Origin of the sequence: Wolbachia endosymbiont (group B) of Xylocampa areola, assembly GCF_964028205.1 — a bacterium.
Classification (GTDB): Bacteria; Pseudomonadota; Alphaproteobacteria; order Rickettsiales; family Anaplasmataceae; genus Wolbachia.
Window position 1 is genome coordinate 1,015,404 of record NZ_OZ034771.1, and the last position, 24,589, is coordinate 1,039,992.

Below are 24,589 nucleotides of genomic sequence, written 5' to 3' on the forward strand. Positions count from 1 at the left end.
AAAAAGCCTAACATAGTGGAAAAAGCTTTATGAAAATCAAAGTTGGAGTAATAGGCTGCTTAGGCAGAATGGGTAAGAAAATACTCAATGAATTAATTACGAATACCAAAGTGGAAATAGCAGGTGCTGTTGCTCGCTTGGGCAGTGAGTATATAGGCTTAGATATTGGGCCTATTGTAGGCAATAATTGCAATTTAGGAATCAAAATTACAAGTTCTATTAGTGAGGTATTTGAATCGTCCGATGTTGTAATAGATTTTACAACTAAAGAATGTATGCTAGAATGCCTTAAGGCGGCCGTGAAATTTAAAAAACCGCTAGTTAGTGGCACAACTGGAATAGAAGGTCTAAATTTAAAAGAATATGCTGCTAAAGTTCCAATATTATGGTCAGCAAATATGAGTATAGGAGTTAATGTGTTGCTGAAATTGGTAAAAGAAGCTGCCAAGCTTTTAGGTAATGAGTATGACGTTGAAATTTGGGAAATGCATCACAATTTAAAAAAGGATTCACCATCTGGAACAGCTATAGAGTTTGGTAAAGCAGTTGCTAACGCTGCAAAAGTGGATTTTGAGCTCAATCAATATTCACATAATAATTCAAATATAAGAGGGAAAGGAGGAATAGGCTTTGCAGTATCTCGTGGAGGTGGAGTAATAGGAGATCACAGTGTCATGTTTGTCAATTCCGATGAACGAGTAGAATTAAATCACAAGGCAATTGATCGTACAACGTTTGCTAGAGGGGCGGTTCAAGCAGCAATATGGTTGTGCGAGAATAAAACTCCAGGACTTTATTCAATGCAGGATTTAGTATGAGCGATAAATACGCTTTCGTTAAAAATTTAAATCTTTGGTATGGCTCTAAACAAGTTTTATTCGATATAAATTTGAATATTTGCAAAAAGAAAGTCACAACTTTTATCGGACCTTCTGGGTGCGGTAAATCGACATTTTTGCGTTGTTTCAATCGTATGAATGATTACGTACCTGGATGTAGAGCGACTGGTGAACTGGTAATCGATGGGCTGGGTAATATATATTCACGTGATATGGATGTTGTATTGCTCAGAGCAAAAGTTGGTATGGTATTTCAAAAACCCAATCCTTTTCCAAAGTCAATATATGATAATGTTGCTTATGGGCCTAAATTGCATGGCATGGTGAAAAATAAGCAAAAATTAGATGAAATAGTAGAAAGTAGTTTAACTAAGGTTGGTTTATGGGAAGAGTTGAAAGATAGATTGCAAGATAGTGCACTAAATTTATCTGGTGGCCAGCAACAAAGATTATGCATTGCTCGTGCAATTGCAGTAAAGCCAACTATTTTATTAATGGATGAACCATGCTCTGCTCTTGATCCAATGGCAACCAATGCAATCGAAAATCTTATACAAGAATTGAAATTGAGGTTCACCATAATTATGGTAACTCATTCGATGAAGCAAGCTAAAAAATTATCTGACAGCATAGTTTTCTTTTGCAATGGCAAGATTGTTGAATTCGGAAGTACTCAAGAAATCTTTGAAAATGCTCAGTCTCCTTTAACGAAGGAGTATATTCTGGATCATTAGCTTAATAATTGATATTTTAATTTTTTCTATGTATAATTTTATCAAGTTTATTGTGATAGGGGGTTAAAATGTTTAGTACAAGTGAAGCAACAAAAAAGTTGTTTAAAGCTATTGAATTTCAAAATGCTAGTGGTGAAAGAATAACACCTGAGGAAGCTTGGAATCATTTTCAACAAGCATTGAAAGAAGGAGCGAATGTTAACGCTTTTGAGGATGGGATGACACCTTTGATGTGCATTATTTCAGCTTTTGTTACTAGTAATAACGAGGAACATCAATATTTAGAGCTTATGGCTAAGTTGCTTGTACAGCATAAAAAAATTGATGTAAATATTAAAAGCAAGCAAGCTGTTATGGAGAGAAGACCAAAGGAACATGATGGTTATCCAGTTTACGAATTTGAGGAGAGAGAAGTAGTAGATAGGAGTCCATATCTTCGCTGCATATACCTTGACAATTCACAACCTGTTAATGAAGGATTTATACCTCAAAATTATGCTCGTGCAGAGGAGGAAATTAAGACCGGCAAGAAGGAAAAAAATACAGCTCTACACATTGCTTGCAAGTTGGGAAATGTAAACATGATAGAAATATTACTTACACATCCAAATATCAAACCTAATATTAAAAACTATGAAAACAAAAGTCCAAGAAATTGTATTGCAGGACATGTCAAGAAAGCAATAGAACCAGAATTCCTAAAGATAGAAGCAGTCGCTCAAAAAAGGAAACAAACTAATTATGCTTGTGCTTTTTTGTTATCTGGAGTATTTGCTGTTGGTCTATGTTTCGTAGTTGACAACCCAGTTCCACTTGCTGCAACTTCGTTGCTTTTTTTTGCAATAGGATGTGGTTTTCTGTATAGAGCAAATACAGTTATTAATGATGTAAGCTTCTCTCAAGTTATTGTGAACGAACGTGCTAGTGATTTATCTGTTCAGGTAAGGTGTCATTCCAGCACTTGATGCTGGTTTTCATTTAATCTCATTGAATTTAGCATAAGCTCAGTTTACTTGTAAATTTTTCTGGATCCCAGTGGGCTTTGTTGCACCACTCAAGGAAAGAACAGGCAGTTACTGATGGAATTTGTTATAAAATAGATATTTAGCCGACAAAGGAAAAATATGCCAATAAGAATGAAAGTCAGTAACTGCAATGAATATAACAAATTTCTTCAAGAAAGGGGAAATGTTTTTCATTATATCAACGATGCCATTGAAAATTGGTACGAAAATAGTCCAAAAGTAGCAGGTGGCAACAATGTCTACAGCGACAAAGTAGTGATTCTAATTCACATAATAACCTATCTATTCAGGATTGGTCTTAGGCAAACAGTGGGATTTATAGAGAAATATCTTGAGCAAATAGGGAAAATTTTGCAAATTATCAGCTATTCGCAGGCTTCAAGAAGGTTTAAAAAGCTTAATATCAAAATCAACGACTGCAGAGTTGATAAGAACGATATGGAAGATATTGAAATTGCTATAGATAGTACAGGTATCAGCATCTACAATAATATTCCAGGCCATAGTAAGGCAAATGGTACAGATAGAAAGTATCGCCGCTATGAGCAAACAAGATGTAATGCTAGAGATAGGTAGTAAAAAAGTTATAGCTGCAAAATACAGTAGTGGAGTTTATTCCGACCACTATGGAGCCTGTGATCTTATTGAAAGAGTGGATACCAAGTATAACATAAGCACGATATATGCAGATAGATCGAAAGAAGTTATACAAACTGTGCGATGAGCTTGACATAAAGACAAGGATTCCTCCGCAAAATAATGCAGTAGAGCATCCAAAGTTGGATTATATGAATGAGAGAAATTCTACAATCAAGCTCATAAAGTCATATGATGAAGATGGTATGAAGAGGTGGAAAAAAGAGATAAATTATTGGAAGAGATCTTATATAGAAAGTTTTTTCTCGCGACTGAAGCAAATATTTGGATTTAGTTTTAGGAATAAATCTGAGATTAATCGTGAGAAGGAACTGCTACTCAAGTGTTATTTGCTTAACAAATTTACTGAAATAGGCATGGCTAAGTTTGATATAGCTTCATGAATTTATTATACATTACCCACTATCCGAAGAGCTGTGCAACAAAGCCATCCCAGTGTCAGCTACTAGGATGACAGGAGTATGAAATGGGTCTACTTGACCATTTAGTTGTCTTTTCTCGTCTACCTTATTTTATCACTCTGCTGAACGGATACCTTTATTTTCAATAATTTTGTTAGCAATAATACGGCTTTCAAAATCGACACTTATTATGTCGGATAGTGAGTTAATATCAGAGTACTTGTCAAAGTTTTCTATTGTTGATTTTACTACCTCTACTACTTCTAAAAAGCCGATTCGTGACTTCAAAAATTCGTTAACAGCTATCTCATTTGCAGCGTTCAAAACAATACTATTTGTATGTGGAGAAGAAGAATTTAACACTTCCATGCTTAGCTTTAGTGAAGAAAAACATTTGTGGTCTGGTTCTTGAAAGGTCAATTTTTTTTGTTTTGTTAAGTCTAACTTGTAGTTCAAAGTTGATCTTTCTGGCCAAGACAAAGCATATGCAATGGAAATTTCCATATCAGTTTCTGCAAGCACAGCAAAGCTAAACCCATCCTGGTAAACTACAACTCCATGTACTATCGATTCAGGATGCACTACTGCTTCAATTCTATTTGGGCTAATTTTAAACAAATGATGTGCTTCTATTATTTCTAGTGCTTTATTCATCATTGTTGCACTATCAACTGATATTTTCTTTCCCATTTTCCAAGTAGGGTGACTTAGTGCCTGATTTACTGTGATATTTCTTAATTGTTCAAGGCTATAATTTAAAAATGGTCCACCAGAGGCAGTGAGTATAATCTTTTCTACACATTTATCATCATTTTGCAAAACTTGAAAAATTGCGTTGTGTTCAGAGTCGATGGGAATTATTTGTACGCTCCTTTCTTTAGCTTTTTTAAGTAGTAACTTACCACCGCAAACAATACTCTCTTTGTTTGCTAGAGCAATAACTTTAGTACCGCTTTCTATAACCTTTATAACTGGCTCAAGGCCTGCGATGCCAACTATTGCAATAACTGAGAGATCAACGTGTAGAGAAGCAACATTTGCTAGACCTGGAGCACCAACTTCTACTTTGACGTTTGTACCAAGTAGATCTTCTTTTAAATCTTTGTAGAACCTTTCATCAGAAATGGCAGCATATTTTGCATTAAGTAGATTTGCCTGTTGTGCTAGCAGAGCAAAGTTAGAATTGGCACTTAGTGCTTCCACCTGATATTCTTCCTTTCTCTTTAAGAGCAAATCTACAGTCTTTTTTCCAATGCTTCCTGTTGATCCTAAAACTGAAACTTTTTTCACTAATTACAATAAAATCTTCTTAGTTATTTAGTAACCAAGCTCATGATCATCACCAACAGATGGTGAAGGACCAGGTGAAAAAGATTGGCCATGATGATCACCTGCATCATGCATATCATGCAAACCATCAGCACTATGAGCCATTTCATTGCTAGCGTGGGGATAATCATCCGGATGATGCCCCTCATCACCGTAGTCCATACCCATTCCTTCTGATGGCATATCTTCTCCACCTCCACCTGAAAAATATTCAGCAAGACTTTCAAGAAATTTTATGCCAAACATATTACCTGATTTCCCAAATAACGTTACTAGACTGCTACCACTTACCAAACCTTCAAACACATTATTATAAGCAGCAATTGCTCCTTCATGAAAGTTGAACATCCACTTCATTCCATCCACAATTGTTGCAACAGAGTCACTATGACCAAGACCGAAACCACTTTTCTCACTAGCGGCTTCCTGGTGTTGCTGCTGTGCCTGCCATTCTGCAATATTTGGACCTTGTGCTTCACTCATAAACTTTTATTCTAAGCCTTAAGCTATTATTTTACCAAAAACACTGTAAAATATCAATTGTTTAAGAGAGGTTATCTAAAAATAGCTGATACTCAGCTATTTTTATGATTCTGATTACTCTATACCAAAACATCGATGATGTGCTGTGGTAACAAAGTGATGACTTGAGGTTTAAGACAGCTTCTATTTCTTCTTAGAAGACTGCTCCTCTCTCTTTCCTTTTTATTTTATTATCTTAATATTAACTTACTCATAAATTATTGACAGATACTAATAATTTAATTATTATTAATATAATATTAATAATGAGGAAGAAAAATGCTTACTAATAATAATAACACACCATCATCAGCTCCGCCACCACCCCCACCTCCACCACCTGCAAATTGGGAAAAAAATCGGAAGCCAGCGAAAAATAACGATAAAGATGGAAAATCTCCTAGTGTTACTGCAGAAAAAAGCAGCAGTGGCAATAAGCCAAGAAGAGATCAATCTAAGAGTCCTGTTCAACAATCATCTCTTAATTTTGCAGAAAATCCACTATTTAAGAAAATACAAGAAAAAAATAATGTGGATAGCAAAAATGCAGATGAAGGAAGCAAGAATAGTATTCATGTTAAGAATCCAGAAACCAGAAATAGCGCTCAGTCAAAAGAAGAAGATAATGCGAGTGACAAAACTAAAAATGATAGAAGCAATACTAAACAGGGTGTGCCGAAAAAACCTATGACTGAACAACATAATGGTGTACACTCTGATAGTGAAAATCAAAAGTCATCTGTAGCAGAACAAAAAAAGGCAACTGCCTTAAAATATTCAATTGCTATTTTGTTATTGTGTACATCCGGTCCTGTAGCTGGAGTATGCACGTATTTTATCATTTCAGCAGTATTAAGTAGTGCTGCAGTGCCAGTTTCTTCTGCAGTTATTGCTTTTGTTTCTGCATCGGTTATGTTGAGCTTAGCTGCATATCTTATCAATTCACACCTTTCTGCAATAAACAGCGAGAAAGGAGTTGATCCTGGTAGAAAACAATCACAAGATTTACAGAAAGCAAAAGAACTTGAACATAGCAATACTCCTACATCATCATTTCCAGTAATGTCTGGAACACCCAGTGCACCGCCACCACCACCTCCTCCTCCTCCATCTTTAGGGAATAATTTCCCTTCTGGGCCTGCAACGGATGCTGATATGTTTGCAGAGATGAAGAGTAAGACACTAAAGAAAACTGATTCTTTTGCAGGTAAACCTGGGGGTCATAACGAAACTTATGCTTTGTTTGCAGAAATAAAAAAAGGAAAAAAACTCATGAGCAAGGAAGAGCGTGACAAGATTGAGAAGAAGAGGTTAAAAGAACAGGAAGCAAAGAAGTCAAGCAATAAAGGAGGTGGGCAACAAGAAAAAAAAGAAGATCTTATGGCTGATTTGAATAAAGTACTTCTGAAACGAAGGGCAGGCCTTCATGGAAAGCAAGGGAGCAACGTACAACAGCCAAGTAACCTGGACGGGGCATTCAATAAAATGTCAGATATGATCCCACCACCACGGAGTCGTAGTAGTAGTGTATCGAGTAGCAGTAGTGAAGAGTATGAACAAGATTGGAGCGATAATGAAAGTACATATTCAACACCTCTAAACCCTCAACTAGACAATAAAAAAAGAAGGGATAGTTCTGACAGTGGTCATGAATCTGATGATAATGTAAAACCTAAATCCACAACTCCACCACGTTCTACACTAAAGGCAGAGAAGCCACCGATATCGCCTAAGCCTGTTAATTCAAAAACGAAATCTGAAGCTTCTTCTCCAACAAAAACAAATACTGTGGAGCTAGCAAGTAGTGAGATGCAAGAATCGTCTACTGTTTCTGTTCAGGAAATCCGAAAGAGATTTGAATAATAAGGAAATGTCAAGAAAAGCACCATACACTTTCCTTCCTTTTTAAAATAAGTTTACCTAAAGGCCTGATTGTACTAAGATTGCTTAGTACAATCAGATTTATCAAATGCGTTTATCTCAATATTACCTGCCAACTTTAAAAGAAACCCCGGCTGGTGCTGAAATTATTTCTCATCAATATTTGTTACGTGCGGGCTTAATCAAGCAGACAGCATCTGGAATTTATTCTTGGCTGCCGCTTGGTCTTTTGGTACTTAAAAATATTGAAAATATTATCAGAGATGAAATTGGTGCAATTGAAGTGTTGATGCCTTGTGTGCAGCCAGCAAGTCTTTGGCGAGAGTCAGGACGTTACGATGATTACGGCAAAGAAATGCTACGTATTAAAGATAGGCATGAAAGCGATATGCTTTTTGGTCCAACACATGAGGAGGTGGTAACTGATTTGATTAGAAATACGGTAAAAAGTTACAAAGATTTACCACTTTGTTTATATCAAATTCAGTGGAAGTTTCGTGACGAAGTAAGACCTCGTTATGGCGTTATGAGAGGCAGGGAATTTCTGATGAAGGATGCATACAGTTTTGATGTAGATTACGAAGGTGCACTGAATTCATATAATTTGATGTATAAAACTTACATAAAAATCTTCAAACGAATGGGGCTTACTCCAATTGGAGTGAGGGCAGATACAGGACCAATTGGAGGAAATTTAAGTCATGAATTTCATATATTGGCAAACACCGGTGAGAGCACTCTATATTATGACAATAAACTTTTTGAATTACTAGAAAGCGAAGATATTGAAAGCCTGAAGAGCATATATGCAGTTGCAGACGATATGCATGATCCTGAAAGTTGTCCTATAACGCAAGAACAGTTAAATGTTAGCAAGGGTATTGAAATAGGGCATATTTTTTATTTTGGTGATAAATATTCGAAACCTATGAAGGCAAGTGTTACTTCTCAAGATGGAAAAAATGTTAACATGCATATGGGTTCGTATGGTATTGGAGTTTCAAGGCTTGTTGGCGCAATAATAGAAGCTTTCCATGATGATAAAGGAATTATCTGGCCAGAGGCAGTAGCTCCTTTTAAAGTTGGTTTGATCAATTTACAAACAAAAGTAACGGAGGCTGCAGATAAAATATACAAAGCTTTGAAAAGCGATGAAGTGCTTTATGATGATACAGACGAAAGTGTAGGAGTGAAATTTGCCAGAATGGATCTGATAGGCTTGCCATGGCAAATAATTATTGGAAAGAAAGCAGTAAGTGAAAATATAGTTGAAGTAAAAAATAGGGCAACTGGAGAGGTAGAGGAAATACAAGTTGAAGAAGCAATAAATCGTTTTAGCGCAAAATGATATACGGTATTGGCACTGACATAGTATATATACCCAGAATATTGAGAATATCACAAAAATACGGGGAAAAATTTCTCAATAAAGTCTATACTAAGAAGGAAATAGAGATAAGCAAAAAATATAATAGCCAAGAAGTAAGAGCAAAATATTTTGCTAAACGCTTTGCTGCAAAGGAAGCTTTTGTTAAAGCGCTAGGCACTGGATTCAGCCAAGGAATTATAATGAAAGATATAGAAATATACAGTAATATCAGGGGAAAACCACATCTTGCTATCACAAAGGATTTCATCTCGAAAGACTACAAGATACACCTTTCTCTAAGTGATGATCAAGATTATGCTACTGCGTTTGTTGTAATTTGCGTTGAGTAGATATTGTTTAGTACATATGATTTCAAAAATTTTTTTGAAATTATACTTTGACCTACACAGATCGACCTTTCTGTGAATCCTGGTTTCTGCTTTCTTCAACTTGTTTTGCAAAAGACGTCTCTTGTGTATTCATATGTTGAAGTGGTTTAGCAATTTCGCGCACAACAGCAGCAACTGCAGTTAAAAACGCCTTGAACAATCCACCTAAAACTCCACCAACTGCTTCTCTACCGTACATACGAGCTTGCTTTTCATTGTCATCAGCAGTTTCCCCTGCCCTCCTTCGTGGATCCATTCTATGAGCAATAACTGAAAACAACACCCCCCTAATTGAAGACTTCACTCGTGCTTTTGCCTTCTGAACATCCCCATCACTTGCTACTTCATGTTTTTCCCTACTATTCATTAGCTCCTTTTGTTGTTGAAAACTTAAGATCTCTTCCATCAGTTGTTTCTTTCTCTTTTCCAGAACTCTTTTCTTGGACTCTGATTTATCGCGAGTGTGTTTTGTGGTTTCAAGTTCTACATCAATATCCTCAGATGCTGCTTGGCTATATAAGGTTTCTATGAGCCTATCTATACTTCGCTTTACTTGCATAGTCCTTTCGTAACTATCTAAATTATCAACTCCTTCATCAATTTGACTTAAAATATCCTCGAAAGGTTTTAAATACTCTTTAAATTGCTCTTCGAGCTGATTTTCATTCTTCAAATTCCTTTCTCTTCTGTCATCGCTATTCTCTTCAACATTATCATCGCCTTCTTCGAAAAGATCCTCATCATTCATAATTTTTTTTAATTTATTCCCACTTATTATTATTGTATATGAAAAAATTAAATTAACACTAATGAAAAGTGTTCACAACTTCAGCACTGGCTAAAACTACAGTGAAGCTGTCAAAAGTGGCAGGATCATAATATCTCTCATACAATTCAACCGAACACCTGAGTTTTATCTTCTCCTTAGCATTAAAACTAATCTCATAATCATTATTAGAGTTTAACATTGCAGAATTACGCAATAATTCATCAGCCAATACTGAATTTAAAATGCCATTAATTTTTATTGTAATCTTTCTACTTCCAGCACAATCAAGCACTTTTCTCCAGCCAAAAGAGGAAATATCTTTCATCTCCTCTTTGTTATTACGCAAAGTAAACCTTAAGTTTCGTATATTATTCAGCACAACAAAATTATTGTCATGACCTTTAATTTTCAGCTGTAATTTGCTCATCGCTACCTCCTTGTATTAAAATATCAAAATTAATTGTTGAATGTAAAACTTCATCATGCTGATTTATAACACAATTACTTTCCAAAATGGTCTCACTACTAATGCTCTTTACCACCAAGCCAACATGCTTTATAGCAGCAAGCATGCTGCTTATATGATAAGTATATATGTCGCATGAAAATCTTACTTTTGTAGCAAAATTAGATAGCATATGCAGGTTAACATAATTTACTATGCGCAATCTCAGATAAGGAATAGTAACCTGCTTAGGCAGGTAATCATAGATGTTAGTAACATATTTCTTTAAATCAGAGTTTGCTTTTAATGCTGCATAAATACTATCATACAACTCATTTATAATTTGAATTTTTTCCATCTCACAGATACGTTTACGAAGATTGCAATTTGCAGGTACAACAGATGGTATCATCCTAGTGCTTACTGCACGAACATTATCTGTCAAGAAGATGTCATCCCATCCCCAGACACTGGTTCACTTTATAATGATGTCGTTCCAGTAGCTCTTTCTTGTAATCCCAGTACTGGGATCCAGGAATTTTATTAAGTTGGTAAGCATAAAAGTAGCCGTTTTATTTTAAAATACAACGTTTTGATGATCATGAAAAAACTGGATCCCAGTACTGGGATGACATCGAAGGGGCTACTCGGATGACACCATCTGTTGTATCTGCTATTGAATGACAAACAGGAACTACAAAACAACCTTTGGTTCGCGAAATGGAGAATACACCTTCTTTACCTCAGATAAATGGCTACTTACTTCTGATTCACGATTTTTATAGAGAGCAGAAACATGCTGTATAATACCTAGCTTTATTTGCTCAGGAACACTATCATAACCAGCTTCATATACAACATCAGCCCTTATTATGTTCAAATAATTGAAAAATTCAATATAGCTTCCTATATCACTAAAATAATAACTAAGTTTTCTATTCTTATCAGTAGCCAATATTATTTTATTCACAGGACCATAGCTTAAATAGATTCTACGAGGTATATAACCTTCATATGAAACTTGCCACGTTTGCTTTACTAGAGACTTTTCCATATGCCACTGAGCATAATCAGTTGCCATAAAAATAAAACTTGAAATCAACTTATCATCTTGATCATTTTCAATTCGTAAAAAAGATTTAACCTCTCCTAAAGTTACTGGAAAAGATTTAGGCTTAGACTTACGTTGTATATTTATGATTGGATACTTTAGTCTTGTTGACATAACAACCCTCCTTTTCTATATATAGCTAAAATAAGTAAGACTTATCTATAAAAAATCTTACTTATTTTAGTTATCACTTAATATTAAATTGCAGCAGCAACTCTATCGTACAAGTATATTGAGAAGAGAACGTATTAACGCTGTTTCTCCTTTTTTTAGGCCGGATTTTAGTAGATTGACATTCTGAGAATGAATGTTATTGAAAGTGAAGTTTAGCTCTTTAGCAAGTAGACTGCGAAATTTCTGCACACTTTCATATGCGATGTTTTCAAGTTCATGTGCAAACTTATCTTGAGCTACAGCTAATATGTCTTCAACTTTCTCATTGAACTCTTCTAGCTTTCTTTCCTTACCTTTAAAATTTTTCGTAAAAGTTTTCATATTAATTGGCCTCAACTATTCTTGTAATTATAATGACAATAAAAAGACTACCGAAGTAAAAAATTAGCACTACAATACTGCAAACAACAGCAGCACACCAAACCGGTTCACTTTATAGCGTAAATTCAAGTATGTCATTCAAGTAGCCCTTTTTTGTCATCCCAGTGCCCAGACACTGGGATCTAAGTTGCTCACAAGCAAACTAGCATAGAAAGGTGGTACAACGTTTTCGATGAGATTGCAGAAAGGCTGGATTCCAGCATCAAGTGCTGGAATGACACCCTCTATATAAACGTTAAGAAATTTACTAATAAAAAAAGGCAAAAGCGTTAGCTAGTTGTTACTCTCTCATCCTAAAAATTGGCGTTCTATACTGTATTTAAACATTTTATAAGCCCGCTTCAGCTTATATTAGGTAGAAATTGTTGTGAAGACATAAAGTGCACATAGCGGAAAGATTTATAAGACGCCAACTGTATAATACTTTTGTCGTTTAATCTGAACAGATTGAAGGTAATAAAACACTTTGAATTTTATAGTAAGGAAGCTGAAAGATTTGTCAAGTAGTTTTCTTATCTTTTACAGGCATAATTTACATGCTACAATCAAATTTTCATAACTGGTGAATAAAAATGCAAAGAGATAAAATTAAAGTAGAAATAAAAAAGTTATCACATGGCAAAAGCTTGCCTCTTCCCTGTTATGCAACTATGCAGAGTGCTGGCATGGATCTTTATGCTGCATTGGACGACTCTGTTATTTTAAATCCACTTGAAAGGTTACTTATTCCAACTGGCATTGTAATTGCAATACCAAACGGTTTTGAAGGACAAGTTCGCCCACGTTCTGGGCTTGCTGCAAAACATGGAATCACTGTCTTAAATTCTCCGGGCACTATAGACTCCGATTATCGAGGTGAAGTTAAAGTTTGCCTAATCAATCTAAGTAATCAGCCATATGAAATAAAAAGAGGAGATAGAATTGCACAAATTCTTATCACTCCTGTACCTGAGATAATTTGGAACAACATAGAAGAATTCTATGCAAAAGAAACTGCTCGCAATGAAGGAGGCTTCGGCTCAAGTGGTAGATAATTTATTGTTTATAAGTTGACAATAATAATTCTTTACATACAACTTTAATTAATTTAAATGAGGCAATTATGTTAATTTTTAAAAACCACCGTGGCCAGCTCCACAAAACAAATACTGCACTTTTAGTACTTACTTCTCTGTATGTTATAGGCGCAGCAGTAGCACTTTCATCACCATATTTGATGTCTTCAACTTATATACTTGTTCCACTTGCAGCTTTTGCAGCTACACCACTTGGAATGAGTGTTTTAGCATTTGTTACTGTTGCACTGATTAGTTTAGCAATATATTCCTTCATGAAAAATAATGAAATATCTGAACTTAAAGCTCCGAGAATTGTTGCTGGTAGCTCTCAAAGATACCTGATGTTGCAGGTAACAAATAAAGATCTTGAATTTATTGAAAAGAACTATAAGAACGAAAATGGTGAATATACTATAGATTTTACTAACTCAAAAGGCGAAGTATTCAAAGCTGAGAGTTATGGTCAGATCAGATATATTGGTAATCCTGATCCAATCTTGCTTGGCAACACTAAACTCCTTGATATACATCAGCTATACAAGAAGAAAGGGGATAGTACATTTGAACAGATAAATTGTGGACAGGAGTTAAAAACGTTAGGTTTAAACGTTGAAGAAAATAATGTTCAAGAACTAACCATCGAATTTGTGCCAAGCTCAATTGTTAAGTCACCAAAAGTTGAACACGAAAAGCCAGAAAGATTATTAATCAGCCAAGTATAAAAGGAATAAGTCTTCCCTTCATTTTTTAGTGTTAATGACTTAAACTTATTGTAGAAACTGTCTCAAAAAATAGATATTCACATACTTGTAAGAAATTTGCTAAGGATTTTTATTTAGTCTGACTGCATCCTTTACCTTATCTAACAACCCATTAATAAAGCCAATTTTGTTTGGAGCATCAAGTAAATCAGATGCAATGTTAGTATATTCATTAATAACAATTGGTGCTGGTGTATCAAAATCAATTAACTCACATACTGCAATACGCAAAATAGATAAGCTTATAAGATTTAATCGTGAAAGTGACCAGCTTGGGTGTAAATAAGACTCTATTATTTTATCATATTCTTCACTGCTTTTTATAACCTTACATAACAAGTTTTCTAAGAACTGATGTTCAAATTCTTCACATTCAAATATATCTTTCAACGTACTTATGTAGTCCTTAAGCTCACAATTTTCCAATTTAAAAGTGCTTTTGTTGTAACTTACAAAAATATTTGAATAAGCAATTTGTACAGCAAGAAATCTTGCCGTACTTCTTTTTATGCGCCACTTTTTATCTACTGGTTTTTCCTCCATTATTTTAATTTATTGTGTAGATCTATCATATGCAAAACAGTTGAGGCTGCATGGCCACCAACGTTCTTTTTATTTTTGTCAGCTCTAATTAGTGCTTTATCTTTGCTGTCAGCGGTAATTACGCCCATACCAAGGGGTATTGCATAATGCATAATAACTTCATTTAAGCCTTCGATTACTCCTTTACAAACGTATTTATAATGATCAGTTTCACCGCGAATCACGCACCCAAGAGCTAAATAACCGTCATAATTAGCATTCTTGCTTTTTACTGCAAAGAGAATTGTAGCTGGTATCTCAAATGCACCAGGAACTTCAATTATGTCATAGCTTGCATGACTTTCTTTTAATCTATCGACTGCACCTTCAAGCAAAAGGTTCGCTATTTCGGTATAATAAATTGAATTAACTATTAGTATTTTCGACATTTATCCCGACTTTTCTTGTTAAGAAGAACTTTATTAAGTATTGTTGAACCAGAGTTATAATATTACTAAATATCCAATATATTACCAGGCCGGCAGGAAAAGAAGAAAAAATAAAGACGGAAATGTAAGGTAAAAACTTCATAACATTTACTTGAATATCATCTTTACTGGTTTGATCTTTCTCACTTAGCTTCTGCTGAATTATCATGGTAGCGCCGAAAATTATAGGTAAAATGCCTATAGAAATAGGAAAGTTATAATTAAACAACCCAAATAATGTAAAAATGTTTGTTGGATCAGAAGCTGAAAGATCCTTAATCCATAAATAAAAAGGGGCGTGTCTCATCTCTATAGTAACAAATAATACTTTATACAGAGCAAAAAATACTGGTATTTGTATGAGCATAGGGAAAATGCTCGACATTGGATTTACATTGTTTCTCTTGAACAACGCAATTGTCTCTTTGTGCTGCTTTAAGCTGTCATTTTTGTACAACTCTTTTATACGAGTTAATTCAGGCTGCAGGCTTTTCACCTTGAACATCGAAATATATGATCTATTAGATAAGGGAAGCATCAAAAGTTTGATTACTAAAGTTAGCAATAATATTGCTAAGCCAAAATTTTTCAAAACAAAGTTAAAATATTCAAGCAGTAAAAACACCGGCTTGGTTATAAAATAAAGAACACCAAAATCTACAGCCTTATCAAACAAAGGTATATTGAGAGTGTCTTTATAAGAATCAAGTAAATTCAATTTCTTTGCCCCAGCAAAAAAGTAGTTCAGAGTAGAAACACTTGCACCAGGGAGTATGTGTTTGTAAGGTTTAACAAAATCTACTTGAAACTTATCAATGTTATTAACATTCGTATGCTTAATACTTACATTTATTTGATCAGATTTTTCAGGTATGATAGCTGTAAACCAATATTTATCAGCAAAACCAAACCAACTTTTTTCACTTGTGCTGGCCTTTATTAAACGTTTCTTGGAAATATCCTTATATGTCCACTCCTCTAGTTTATTGTTAAATGCACCTAGTACTCCTTCATGTGATATCCAATAGGATTCGTTAATATTATCACGTTTACGATTGATTTTACCATAGGGAACCAAAACTACATTATCTTTTGTATTGTTTTCAATAATTTGCTCAACTTTAAACATGTAGTTATCGTCAAGGCTAATTTTCATTCTAAATAAAATGCCATTTTCATTATCCCAAAATAAATTGACCTCTTTTTGATTGAGTTTATCTGCTTGCCATACTGTTTTAGAATCTGGAACTTTAATCTTTTCATTCGGATCGAGCCACCCAAATTCTGCGAAATATACATCTTTTGATTCTGCAGGTGACAGTAACACCACTTGTGGAGAAGAAGAACTCGGTTCTAAGTGGTAGTTAGTTAAGATTAAGTCATCAAACCTTGCACCTTTCAGAGAAATTGATCCTTCAAGCATGTTATTGGTTAAATTAACTCTCTGTTCTCTAGTAGAATTAATAATTTCAGAACGATTTTGGTATATCATAGGAGCAAGGTCGTTAGAAGATTCGATATGTTCAATATTTTCAATCGATGGTTGGCTTTGGCTCGTGTTAAGAAAATTATCATAAATAATATGCCATAATACTATAATCAATATAGAAAGAATTGTTGCTAAAATTAAATTTTTTGCTTCTGACATGAAATTAAATCGAACATACCTCCTTAAAGTATATATTAAATATTGTACTAAAACAATAAAATTTACTTATTTTTAATAATAGCTTTTAACGCTAATCTTAAAAATTTACTCTTATGGCTTCAAATTTTAATAATATGAATGCAGCAAAAAATCTAGTTATTTGGCTACTGATAATAGTCATTACTGCAATGTTTATTGATTCACAAGGGGATAAACTAAGCAATAGGTTTCTGAGCACTTTTCTACCGTACAAAGGAAGGGTTCAAAATGGCGGAAGTATTGAATTTACAAAGTCATACGATGGACACTTTTATATTCAAGCTCAAGTCAATGATCGTAATATAACGTTTTTGCTTGATACCGGAGCAACTGATATTGTTCTATCGCAAAAAGATGCGTTACATGCTGGTATTAACTTACAAAACATTCAAGACTTTAAAATATATGAAACTGCAAAAGGTCAAATAAAAGCTGGTGTTGTTCACATCCCTCAAGTTAAAATAGGAAATTTTTTAATTAATGATGTACACGCTAGTGTTAATACTCACTCTATGTCCCATTCATTACTTGGTATGAGCTTTTTGAGATATTTTCATTTCACTATTAGGGATAATAAGCTAATATTATATCGTAGTTAAACGTTCTATACTCTACTTATCAACGCTCTGCAGGTCAATATAGGAGCAGAGATAAATATTGCGGAACAGGTGCCGATTGCAATGCCAAAAGAAATGATTAAGCAGAAGTCTCTGACCACACCTGTACAAATCAGCACTAAAGGAAGAGCAGCAAGAAGAGTAGTACCTGAAGTTAACATAGTACGAAATAGTGTAGAATTAATGCTAGCATCAACTATTTCATCCATTTCTACATCTTTTCTATTTTTTTTATACTCTCGAATCCGATCGTATATAACCACTGAATTATTGATTGAATAGCCAATCACGGTAAGTAGAGCTGCAACTGATGAAATATTAAACTCAATACTCGTTAAGCTGATAAAGCCAAGAGTTAAAATCACATCATGGATCAGTGCCATTATTCCACCAAGTCCACACTGCCAGCTAAATCTAAGCCAAACATAAAAAAATATTCCAATAATTGCAATTAACATGGCTGATATCCCTTCAAATATCTGCGTTGAGCCTATTTGTGGACCAACATAATCTATTTTACGATAAGTTACTAAATTACCTAATTTGCTTTCTAATATACTTTTAACCTTTTTAATTTTATCTTCATCTCCCTCATCTTTAAACCGCACAACTAAGTTATCACCAGCTTTTGAACTCTGTATCGTAAATCCACTCTCTTTTAATATACCGAGAATAGCATCATCCTTGCTTGAAGATTTTATCTCTATCAAAATTCCACCTGTAAAGTCTATACCCAAATTCATTCCACGCAGCATAAAAGTAAGCATTGAAAAAATGATAAGAATAACGCTAACAAGTGCTGTCAAATTTCTATATTTACTAAATCTTATATCAAGATTATCTGGAATAAGTCTAATTGCCATATTTCCTACTTAAATTGTGATTTTATATACTTTTTAAGCAATCGACTAGCTATTTTCTCTTAGCTTATACTAATAATGATCTTTGATTTACTTAATCTACTTGAAAAAGATATTTGATCAAAAAAATGAAAACAGCCTGGTTGTCATTAATAAAGTGCTACTTAAACATCTTTTTTAATCGATTGATTTCATCAGCAAATTTTGGGTCAGTTCTTATGAAATTTTCCACTTGTTTGACTGCGTGTATAACAGTAGCATGATCTCTACCACCAAAATTTCTTCCAATATCTGGTAAACTTTTTTGCGTAAACTTCTTTGCGAAATACATAGCTATTTGTCTCGGCCTCGCAAGACTGCGGAGCCTTCTATTAGATTGCATATCTGCAATCTTTATATTGAAAAATTCAGCTATTTTTTTCTGTATTTCTTCTATTGTGATTGACCTATGATTTGACCTAAGAAGATCAATTAGGGTCTCACTAGCTGATTCTACTGTCATGCTTCTTCCAATTAAAGAGGTATGAGCAACCTTATTTAATGCTCCTTCTAGTTCTCTTATATTGGATTTTATATTCCTTGCCAAAAATTCTAGGACATCCTTTGGAACATACATATTCATTCGTTCCACTTTCGCCTGCAATATACCAAGTCTTAATTCAAAAGTTGTTTCATTAATATCTGCAACTAATCCCCAACCAAGTCGTGATTTTATTCTTTCTTCTACTCCATCAAGATCACTAGGAGACCTATCAGCTGATATAACCAATTGTTTATTTTGGTCTATCAATGCATTGAAAGTGTGAAAAAATTCTTCTTGTGTACTATCTTTACCACTGATAAATTGCACATCATCTACCATCAATACATCTACTGATCTAAATTGCTCTTTAAATAACATAATATCTTTGCTCCGCAGCGCCGTAATATATTGATACATAAATTTCTCTGCTGATAAATATACCACTTTTCTTTTTGCTGACGGAGAATTGACTATGTCCCAAGCTATAGCATGCATTAAATGTGTTTTACCAAGTCCCACTCCACCATATAGAAATAAAGGGTTGCTTCCTGATATTGGATCTATAGATTCCGCTACACGCTTTGCCGCTGTAAATGCTAACTCATTTGACTTTCCTACCACAAAATTATCAAAAGTGAATCTGGTATCTAGTGGTGAACCAAGATTATGATTATTTTCCTCTCTATTTTTTAGTATCGTATTAGAATTTGAATTTCTTTCTTCAATTAATTGAATATCAATAGAACATACACTTTGATCTTCGCTTTGCCATAATGACAATATTTTTTCCATGTAGTGAACTGTAATCCACTCCTTTATAAATCTTGTTGGTACAGACAACAAAACTTCTCCATTTCTGTTGCTGATAAATCTTAGTGAACTCAGCCAGCTGTTATATGTTGCTTCTCCATAGAGATTATGGAGATAATTTTGGATTTTTTCCCAAGTAACATTGTGGTCCGTTACTGTAATAATCTGATCAAAAAACATAGTAGAAACCTTAGGGTTAGTTAAGTTCATATACCACACCAAGAAAGAATAATAATCAGAAAGATGCAAGATAATCAATAGCTTACTGTAAGATAAAAAGCTAACACTACTTAATACATATCTAAAATTATGAGGATTTTTTGACGAGTTGTAAAGAGTATAAAAGCACTAAAATTGATCATTTTTTTGAAATAAAAACAATCAATTTGTAAATGTCGCTTGTACCGAGGATTAGAAGTATGTTATTAAAAAATAGTAATATATTATGTATAAATAAGATATTAAATTTACTGATAAATAAGTAAAGTACTTGTATAAATATAGCTGATTTAGTATAAATTTATTGAAGTAAATTTGTGATTATATTAAGTAATTTGAGTCATAATACTGTATTCGGTATTGAACTGGAGTTTTACACTGAGGGAATAAAAAAAGAATATTTATTTCTGAATAGCATCAAAAATAAAATAGCTTCTCTTGGATTTTTTTGTGAGAAAGAGAGTTCTTTAAACCAATACGAGATAAAAAGTGATTGTTATACGAGTCCTGATAATTTAATTATGCATTTTGAGTTAGTAAAAAAATTACTGATTGGAACAGCACAAGAGTTCGATGGTAATGTTTCTTTTAAAGCAAAACCTTATTTGGATAGAGCAGGCAGCGCACTAAATGTACATGTTAGCCTCATGGATTCAAATAATAATAACTTATTTTATGGCAATAAGCAAAAATATAGTGACCACCTGATTCACAGCATAGGTGGATTATGTGCAATGATGAAAAAACATATGTTGTTTTTTGCTCCAAATGATGATTCATATTTAAGATTTCAGTACCCAGATATTCATACTCCAACTACGATTAGTTGGGGAGTGAATAACAGAACTGCTGCGATAAGAATTCCCTATTTTGGCAACGATTCCAAAAGATGCCGCCTAGAGCACCGTGTTCCTGGAGCAGATTGTAACCTTGAAAAAGTACTCACAGCAATAATTGAAGGTATAGTTTTTGGTATAGAGAACAAAATTGCTCCGCCAAATAGAGTGTATGGCATTGCATCTGATCCTCAATATAAGATGGAAAGTTTGATATAGCAACTACCTGTTAAACCCTAACCCATTAAACTCCTTTGAGGTAATTGGCCATTCTAGCACTTTCCTCACATCATTATTTACATTCCCATACTGTAATAGCAAGTCTGCAGCAGATAGTTTCTGCGTACTTTTAGATGATCCAAGCCCTATATTGGTAAGGTTGCTCGGTGGCTGCTCAGGAAGTGGATTACCAAGTGCATCCATGTGTTTAGGTAAAGGTTCCATAACAATATTTGTAGCACTAGAAACGAAATGACTATCTGTAGTATCAGCACTTTTAGAAAGTGAATTACCTTTGAAATCCATATGTTTAGGTAGTCCATTTTTCATTTCTTCTTCTGCTCTTTTATTTTTTAATTCTTCTTCTAGCTCAGTTTCAGTTCTTTTTGGTTCTTTTACGGTATCTTTTTCTTCACCTTCATCAACACTGCTATACCCTTCATCTTCTGACATATCATCAGTTTTAACAGACTTAGGTCTTGCTTTATTAAGCAATGAAAGTAATGCGTAAGTAACTGCAGCAGCAGTAACTATAATGGCTATCTTTGCAGCAATGTGAATCATTGTTAAAAATACTAAAGTTGATGAAACACCAACCAACCCAGATACGATCGCTTTATTCTTGCCTTCTATCACACTTAAAACTGCTACCACAATAATCCCTCAAATACCATACTAAAGTCATATTATATAGAAATTTTCTTACGCTTGCAAAACTGTAAAAATTTTAATCATTTACATAAAGCTATATGAGGATTAATTAATATATAATTTATCTTAGCTATAATATGATATAAATACGTATAATGTTTGGCATGAAAAGCTTACTTGTAGAGAGGAATAGAACAGTAATATTATTGCTTATCGTGATTTTTACCTTCGGCTCATACACTTATATAAAGATGCCAAGAGAAAGCAATCCTGATATACAGATTCCTATAATTAGTGTATTTGTCGGGTTTCCTGGTATTTCTGTCGAGGATAGTGAAAAGCTATTAGTGCTTCCTATAGAAAATGAACTAAGATCCATCGAAGGTGTAAAAGAATTGAGAGCTTTTGCAACTAATGATGGTGCTCACATGATAATCGAATTTAGAACAGAGTATAATAATAAAGAAGTGCTCGATAATGTCCGTTCAAAGCTTTTAAACATAAAATCAAAATTACCTATTGAAGCAGAATCTCCGATAATCAATGAAATAGACTTGAGCTTATTTCCGATACTAAACGTTGGCTTGATTGGTAATTTGCCGGAAAGAACTTTAACTGAAATAGCACGCAAACTAAAGAAAGAAATAGAATCTCTGCCAAATGTTCTTAAAGTTGAAGTAGCAGGTATGCGTAAAGAAACAGTGGAAGTTATAATTGAGCCCACAGTTCTAACAAAATATAACATTCAATCAAATGAGATATTTCAAGCTATATCAAACAACAACAGATTGGTAGGAGCCGGATCACTAGAAAATGATACCGGTAAATATTCGATTAAAATATCAGGGTTATTAAAAGACATAGAAGATATTATGAATATTCCTATTAGATCTCAAAGTGATGCAGTTTTGAGAATCAAAGATATAGCAAAAGTATACCTTGGGTTTGAGGATCACCAAGGATTTGCTCGTATTAATGGACTACCTAGCATTGTACTAGAAATTTCAAAACGTAATGGAAAAAACATAATAGACACGGTAAATCAAGTAAAATACTTAATGGACAAAGCAAAAGATCAATTACCTGAAAATTTAAAAGTAGTTTATTTGAATGACCAGTCAAAAAATGTACGTGATGTGCTTGACGACTTGGAAAATGGTATAATATTTGCCGTATTACTAATATTAACCATAATAATGCTCTTTATGGGAACAAGGGCTGCTATTCTTGTTGCACTATCAATACCTGGCTCCTTTCTAATAGGAATAATGGCTCTTTACCTCATGGGTATTACTCTAAATATAGTTGTGCTCTTCAGTTTAATTATGGCAGTTGGCATGCTGGTTGATGATGCAATTGTAATCAGCGAATATGCTGATAGAAAGATGATTTGTGGCATGGATAAAGTAGAAGCCTTTTGCACCTCAGTTCATGATATGTTTTATCCAGTTTTATCATCAACATTGACTAAATTAGCAGTGTTTTTCCCTCTGTTACTCTGGCCCGATACAGTCGGTAAATTTATGCAGTACATACCAATTACAATAATTCTAACTTTAACTGGATCGCTAATTATGGCTTTGGTTTTTATACCAACACTTGGTGCAATATTTGGTAAACCTTCAATAACTTCAAAAAAAGAAATAATAAGAATGAGTGCTATAGAAAGTGGTGAGGTAAAAAATACTGGGCTTATAATAAGAACTTATGTACGTATGTTAGAGAAAGTCTTAGATCACCCCAAAAAATTTGTATGTGTTGTTGTGTTTGTTTTATTTTTGTCTAGTATATTATATTTTACTTTTGGTCCTGGATTAAAGTTCTTTCCGAATGTAGATTCAGATAACATTTTAATCAGCGTTAAAGTAAAAGAAAGCTTATCAGCCAAAGAACGAGATTTGATACTTAAGAAAGTAGAAGAACGTATTTTGGGTGTTGAAAAGGAAATTTATGTTTTTTATGCTCGATCAGGAAAATTTTCAGACAACGTTATTGCCAAAATTCAATTGGAACTTGTAGATTGGCGCTGCAGGCGCAAAGCTACGCAAATACTAAATGATATAAGGAGTAGTGTACAAAACATAAAAGGAGTAATAATTGATGTACAGGAACAAAAGTCAGGACCATCAGCTGACAAGCCAATACAAATTAACTTAAGCGGAAGTGCATCCAACTTGAATTCAGTAGCAGAGAAAATCCTAAAAATTATGGACCAACCTTCATCTGGATTTATAAATATTCAAGATAGTAGATCAGCACCTGAAATAGAGTGGAATATGAGTATTGATAAGAGTAAGGCTACAAGCTCTGGAGTAAGTGTTGCAACCATCGGTGATTTTATAAAGATGGTTACAAATGGAGTATTAATTGGAAAATATAGACCAAATAACACAGATGAAGAAATTGATATTGTACTACGCTTTCCCAGAAAGAATCGCAACATGAAAACTATAGATAACCTTTTTATTAATACAGCAAATGGACCATATTCTATGAGTAGCATAGTGAAATACGTTCCCGAAAAAAAGGCAAATAAACTAAGTAGGATTGATGGATCACGCACAGTAACAATCTCTGCTGACGTTGATACTGGCTATCTTGTTGATGAAAGAGTTAAGTTCATTCAAAATTCGATTACTCAAGACTGTAGTAAAGGAGTAAAGATTGATTTCAAAGGTGATAAGGAAGATCAACAAAAATCAGGAGCATTTTTATTAAAGGCTTTTATATTAGCAATTACATTGATGATATTGGTGCTAGTGGCACAGTTTAACAACATATACTATACATTTATCGTAATGACAGCAGTGTTTTTATCAACAACATGTGTATTTTTCATTTTCTTTCTTATTCAGAAAGTTTTTGTAGTTGTCATGTGTGGAGTGGGGATAATTGCTTTAGCAGGAATTATAGTGAATAATAATATACTATTGCTTGATGCCTTTCATCAGCAAATTAAGGTGCGCAAAAATAACATTAAGCAATGTATAATAAACGCTTCAATTTCTCGCATCAGGCCAATACTACTTACCGTTGCAACTACAGTTCTTGGTTTAATACCGATGATTACTAGGTTAAATATCAGTTTTTTTACGCTACAAATCACATATGATGCTCCATCAAGCCAGTGGTGGGTTGATATTTCAGCAACCATAGCAAGTGGAATATTGGCTGCAACGGTCTTAACTTTATTCTTTACTCCGGCATTGCTTATCATACAAAGACATGAAAAAACTTGACTTAAATTAGCAATCATTTAACATTTAAGATAGCGTTCTTTACCTGTTGAAGCTATAATTATAACTAATTAAA

27 protein-coding genes are annotated in these 24,589 nt (G+C 33.9%); 14 read left to right on the forward strand and 13 right to left on the reverse strand.

The window, feature by feature from the left end; genetic code table 11:
* Positions 1–29: 29 nt before the first annotated feature.
* The 6 genes from dapB (at position 30) to ABWU35_RS04960 (ending at position 3,638) form a co-directional block, all read left to right on the forward strand.
* A complete protein-coding gene (gene dapB / locus ABWU35_RS04935) occupies positions 30–818 on the forward strand; it encodes a 4-hydroxy-tetrahydrodipicolinate reductase (RefSeq protein WP_052264993.1) in 789 nt (262 codons plus the stop codon).
* Complete coding sequence (gene pstB / locus ABWU35_RS04940; RefSeq protein WP_010401422.1) at positions 815–1,573, forward strand: phosphate ABC transporter ATP-binding protein PstB; 759 nt, start codon at positions 815–817, stop codon at positions 1,571–1,573. Before dapB ends, pstB begins: the two co-directional genes overlap by 4 nt.
* A gap of 68 nt (positions 1,574–1,641) precedes the next feature.
* A complete protein-coding gene (locus ABWU35_RS04945; RefSeq protein WP_019236312.1) occupies positions 1,642–2,538 on the forward strand; it encodes an ankyrin repeat domain-containing protein in 897 nt (298 codons plus the stop codon).
* A 159-nt stretch (positions 2,539–2,697) separates the two neighbouring features.
* The gene (locus ABWU35_RS04950) at positions 2,698–3,174 is read left to right on the forward strand and encodes a transposase (protein ID WP_019236989.1); all 477 of its coding nucleotides are present in this window, start codon (positions 2,698–2,700) and stop codon (positions 3,172–3,174) included.
* Entirely contained in the window at positions 3,140–3,322 is a 183-nt protein-coding gene (locus ABWU35_RS04955) for a hypothetical protein (protein ID WP_038227351.1), read from the forward strand. The genes ABWU35_RS04950 and ABWU35_RS04955 overlap by 35 nt, the downstream gene beginning before the upstream one ends.
* Entirely contained in the window at positions 3,282–3,638 is a 357-nt protein-coding gene (locus ABWU35_RS04960; protein ID WP_007301972.1) for a transposase, read from the forward strand. The genes ABWU35_RS04955 and ABWU35_RS04960 overlap by 41 nt, the downstream gene beginning before the upstream one ends.
* Positions 3,639–3,770: 132 nt before the next feature.
* Here ABWU35_RS04960 and dxr read toward each other — a convergent pair whose 3' ends face one another.
* The gene (gene dxr, locus ABWU35_RS04965) at positions 3,771–4,946 is read right to left on the reverse strand and encodes a 1-deoxy-D-xylulose-5-phosphate reductoisomerase (protein WP_264685456.1); all 1,176 of its coding nucleotides are present in this window, start codon (positions 4,944–4,946) and stop codon (positions 3,771–3,773) included.
* A 27-nt stretch (positions 4,947–4,973) separates the two neighbouring features.
* A complete protein-coding gene (locus ABWU35_RS04970) occupies positions 4,974–5,468 on the reverse strand; it encodes a hypothetical protein (RefSeq protein WP_007302735.1) in 495 nt (164 codons plus the stop codon).
* 318 nt (positions 5,469–5,786) lie between these two features.
* On the opposite strand from ABWU35_RS04970, the gene ABWU35_RS04975 reads away from it, so the two are divergent.
* The 3 genes from ABWU35_RS04975 (at position 5,787) to ABWU35_RS04985 (ending at position 9,107) form a co-directional block, all read left to right on the forward strand.
* The gene (locus ABWU35_RS04975) at positions 5,787–7,370 is read left to right on the forward strand and encodes a hypothetical protein (protein WP_264685455.1); all 1,584 of its coding nucleotides are present in this window, start codon (positions 5,787–5,789) and stop codon (positions 7,368–7,370) included.
* A 106-nt stretch (positions 7,371–7,476) separates the two neighbouring features.
* Entirely contained in the window at positions 7,477–8,736 is a 1,260-nt protein-coding gene (gene proS, locus ABWU35_RS04980; protein WP_007302805.1) for a proline--tRNA ligase, read from the forward strand.
* The gene (locus ABWU35_RS04985; protein ID WP_007302804.1) at positions 8,733–9,107 is read left to right on the forward strand and encodes a holo-[acyl-carrier-protein] synthase; all 375 of its coding nucleotides are present in this window, start codon (positions 8,733–8,735) and stop codon (positions 9,105–9,107) included. Before proS ends, ABWU35_RS04985 begins: the two co-directional genes overlap by 4 nt.
* Before the next feature lie 52 nt (positions 9,108–9,159).
* Here ABWU35_RS04985 and ABWU35_RS04990 read toward each other — a convergent pair whose 3' ends face one another.
* The 5 genes from ABWU35_RS04990 to ABWU35_RS05010 form a co-directional block, all read right to left on the reverse strand.
* Positions 9,160–9,894 carry a hypothetical protein gene (locus ABWU35_RS04990; RefSeq protein ID WP_006013937.1) on the reverse strand — a complete coding sequence of 245 codons (735 nt, stop codon included), beginning with the start codon at positions 9,892–9,894 and terminating at the stop codon, positions 9,160–9,162.
* A 58-nt stretch (positions 9,895–9,952) separates the two neighbouring features.
* Positions 9,953–10,342, reverse strand: a complete 390-nt coding sequence (locus ABWU35_RS04995) for a phage tail tube protein (RefSeq protein ID WP_007302803.1) — start codon at positions 10,340–10,342, stop codon at positions 9,953–9,955.
* Complete coding sequence (locus tag ABWU35_RS05000) at positions 10,317–10,772, reverse strand: DUF3168 domain-containing protein (RefSeq protein ID WP_012481716.1); 456 nt, start codon at positions 10,770–10,772, stop codon at positions 10,317–10,319. The genes ABWU35_RS04995 and ABWU35_RS05000 overlap by 26 nt, the downstream gene beginning before the upstream one ends.
* A gap of 282 nt (positions 10,773–11,054) precedes the next feature.
* A complete protein-coding gene (locus ABWU35_RS05005) occupies positions 11,055–11,585 on the reverse strand; it encodes a head-tail connector protein (RefSeq protein ID WP_007302801.1) in 531 nt (176 codons plus the stop codon).
* Positions 11,586–11,687: 102 nt separating this feature from the next.
* Positions 11,688–11,966 (reverse strand): hypothetical protein, encoded by a 279-nt coding sequence (locus ABWU35_RS05010; protein ID WP_007302800.1) that lies wholly within the window; start codon positions 11,964–11,966, stop codon positions 11,688–11,690.
* 632 nt (positions 11,967–12,598) lie between these two features.
* Between ABWU35_RS05010 and dut the strand changes: the two genes are divergently transcribed.
* Both dut and ABWU35_RS05020 read left to right on the forward strand, forming a co-directional pair.
* A complete protein-coding gene (dut, locus tag ABWU35_RS05015) occupies positions 12,599–13,060 on the forward strand; it encodes a dUTP diphosphatase (RefSeq protein ID WP_007302799.1) in 462 nt (153 codons plus the stop codon).
* 68 nt (positions 13,061–13,128) lie between these two features.
* A complete protein-coding gene (locus ABWU35_RS05020; RefSeq protein ID WP_007302798.1) occupies positions 13,129–13,806 on the forward strand; it encodes a hypothetical protein in 678 nt (225 codons plus the stop codon).
* A gap of 99 nt (positions 13,807–13,905) precedes the next feature.
* Here the strand turns inward: ABWU35_RS05020 and nusB are convergent, their stop codons facing one another.
* The 3 genes from nusB to yidC are packed head-to-tail and all read right to left on the reverse strand — an operon-like array spanning position 13,906 to position 16,503.
* Positions 13,906–14,388: a transcription antitermination factor NusB gene (gene nusB / locus ABWU35_RS05025; RefSeq protein WP_006014794.1), complete on the reverse strand. Its 483-nt coding sequence runs from the start codon at positions 14,386–14,388 to the stop codon at positions 13,906–13,908.
* Entirely contained in the window at positions 14,388–14,816 is a 429-nt protein-coding gene (locus tag ABWU35_RS05030) for a 6,7-dimethyl-8-ribityllumazine synthase (protein WP_052264871.1), read from the reverse strand. Before ABWU35_RS05030 ends, nusB begins: the two co-directional genes overlap by 1 nt.
* A complete protein-coding gene (gene yidC / locus ABWU35_RS05035) occupies positions 14,794–16,503 on the reverse strand; it encodes a membrane protein insertase YidC (RefSeq protein WP_019236304.1) in 1,710 nt (569 codons plus the stop codon). Before yidC ends, ABWU35_RS05030 begins: the two co-directional genes overlap by 23 nt.
* Before the next feature lie 113 nt (positions 16,504–16,616).
* Between yidC and ABWU35_RS05040 the strand changes: the two genes are divergently transcribed.
* Complete coding sequence (locus ABWU35_RS05040; protein ID WP_007302795.1) at positions 16,617–17,141, forward strand: TIGR02281 family clan AA aspartic protease; 525 nt, start codon at positions 16,617–16,619, stop codon at positions 17,139–17,141.
* A 5-nt stretch (positions 17,142–17,146) separates the two neighbouring features.
* Here the strand turns inward: ABWU35_RS05040 and secF are convergent, their stop codons facing one another.
* Together secF and dnaA are read right to left on the reverse strand one after the other, a co-directional pair.
* Positions 17,147–18,022 (reverse strand): protein translocase subunit SecF, encoded by an 876-nt coding sequence (secF, locus tag ABWU35_RS05045; RefSeq protein WP_007302794.1) that lies wholly within the window; start codon positions 18,020–18,022, stop codon positions 17,147–17,149.
* Positions 18,023–18,179: 157 nt separating this feature from the next.
* Positions 18,180–19,562 (reverse strand): chromosomal replication initiator protein DnaA, encoded by a 1,383-nt coding sequence (gene dnaA / locus ABWU35_RS05050; protein ID WP_012481713.1) that lies wholly within the window; start codon positions 19,560–19,562, stop codon positions 18,180–18,182.
* A 326-nt stretch (positions 19,563–19,888) separates the two neighbouring features.
* Here dnaA and ABWU35_RS05055 point away from each other — a divergent pair, with 326 nt between their 5' ends.
* Entirely contained in the window at positions 19,889–20,626 is a 738-nt protein-coding gene (locus tag ABWU35_RS05055; protein ID WP_007302792.1) for a glutamine synthetase, read from the forward strand.
* 3 nt (positions 20,627–20,629) lie between these two features.
* Here ABWU35_RS05055 and ABWU35_RS05060 read toward each other — a convergent pair whose 3' ends face one another.
* A complete protein-coding gene (locus ABWU35_RS05060; RefSeq protein WP_007302791.1) occupies positions 20,630–21,280 on the reverse strand; it encodes a hypothetical protein in 651 nt (216 codons plus the stop codon).
* Positions 21,281–21,441: 161 nt separating this feature from the next.
* On the opposite strand from ABWU35_RS05060, the gene ABWU35_RS05065 reads away from it, so the two are divergent.
* On the forward strand, positions 21,442–24,516 hold the full coding sequence (locus tag ABWU35_RS05065) for an efflux RND transporter permease subunit (protein ID WP_179943645.1): 3,075 nt from the start codon (positions 21,442–21,444) through the stop codon (positions 24,514–24,516).
* The last annotated feature ends 73 nt before the right edge of the window (positions 24,517–24,589 follow it).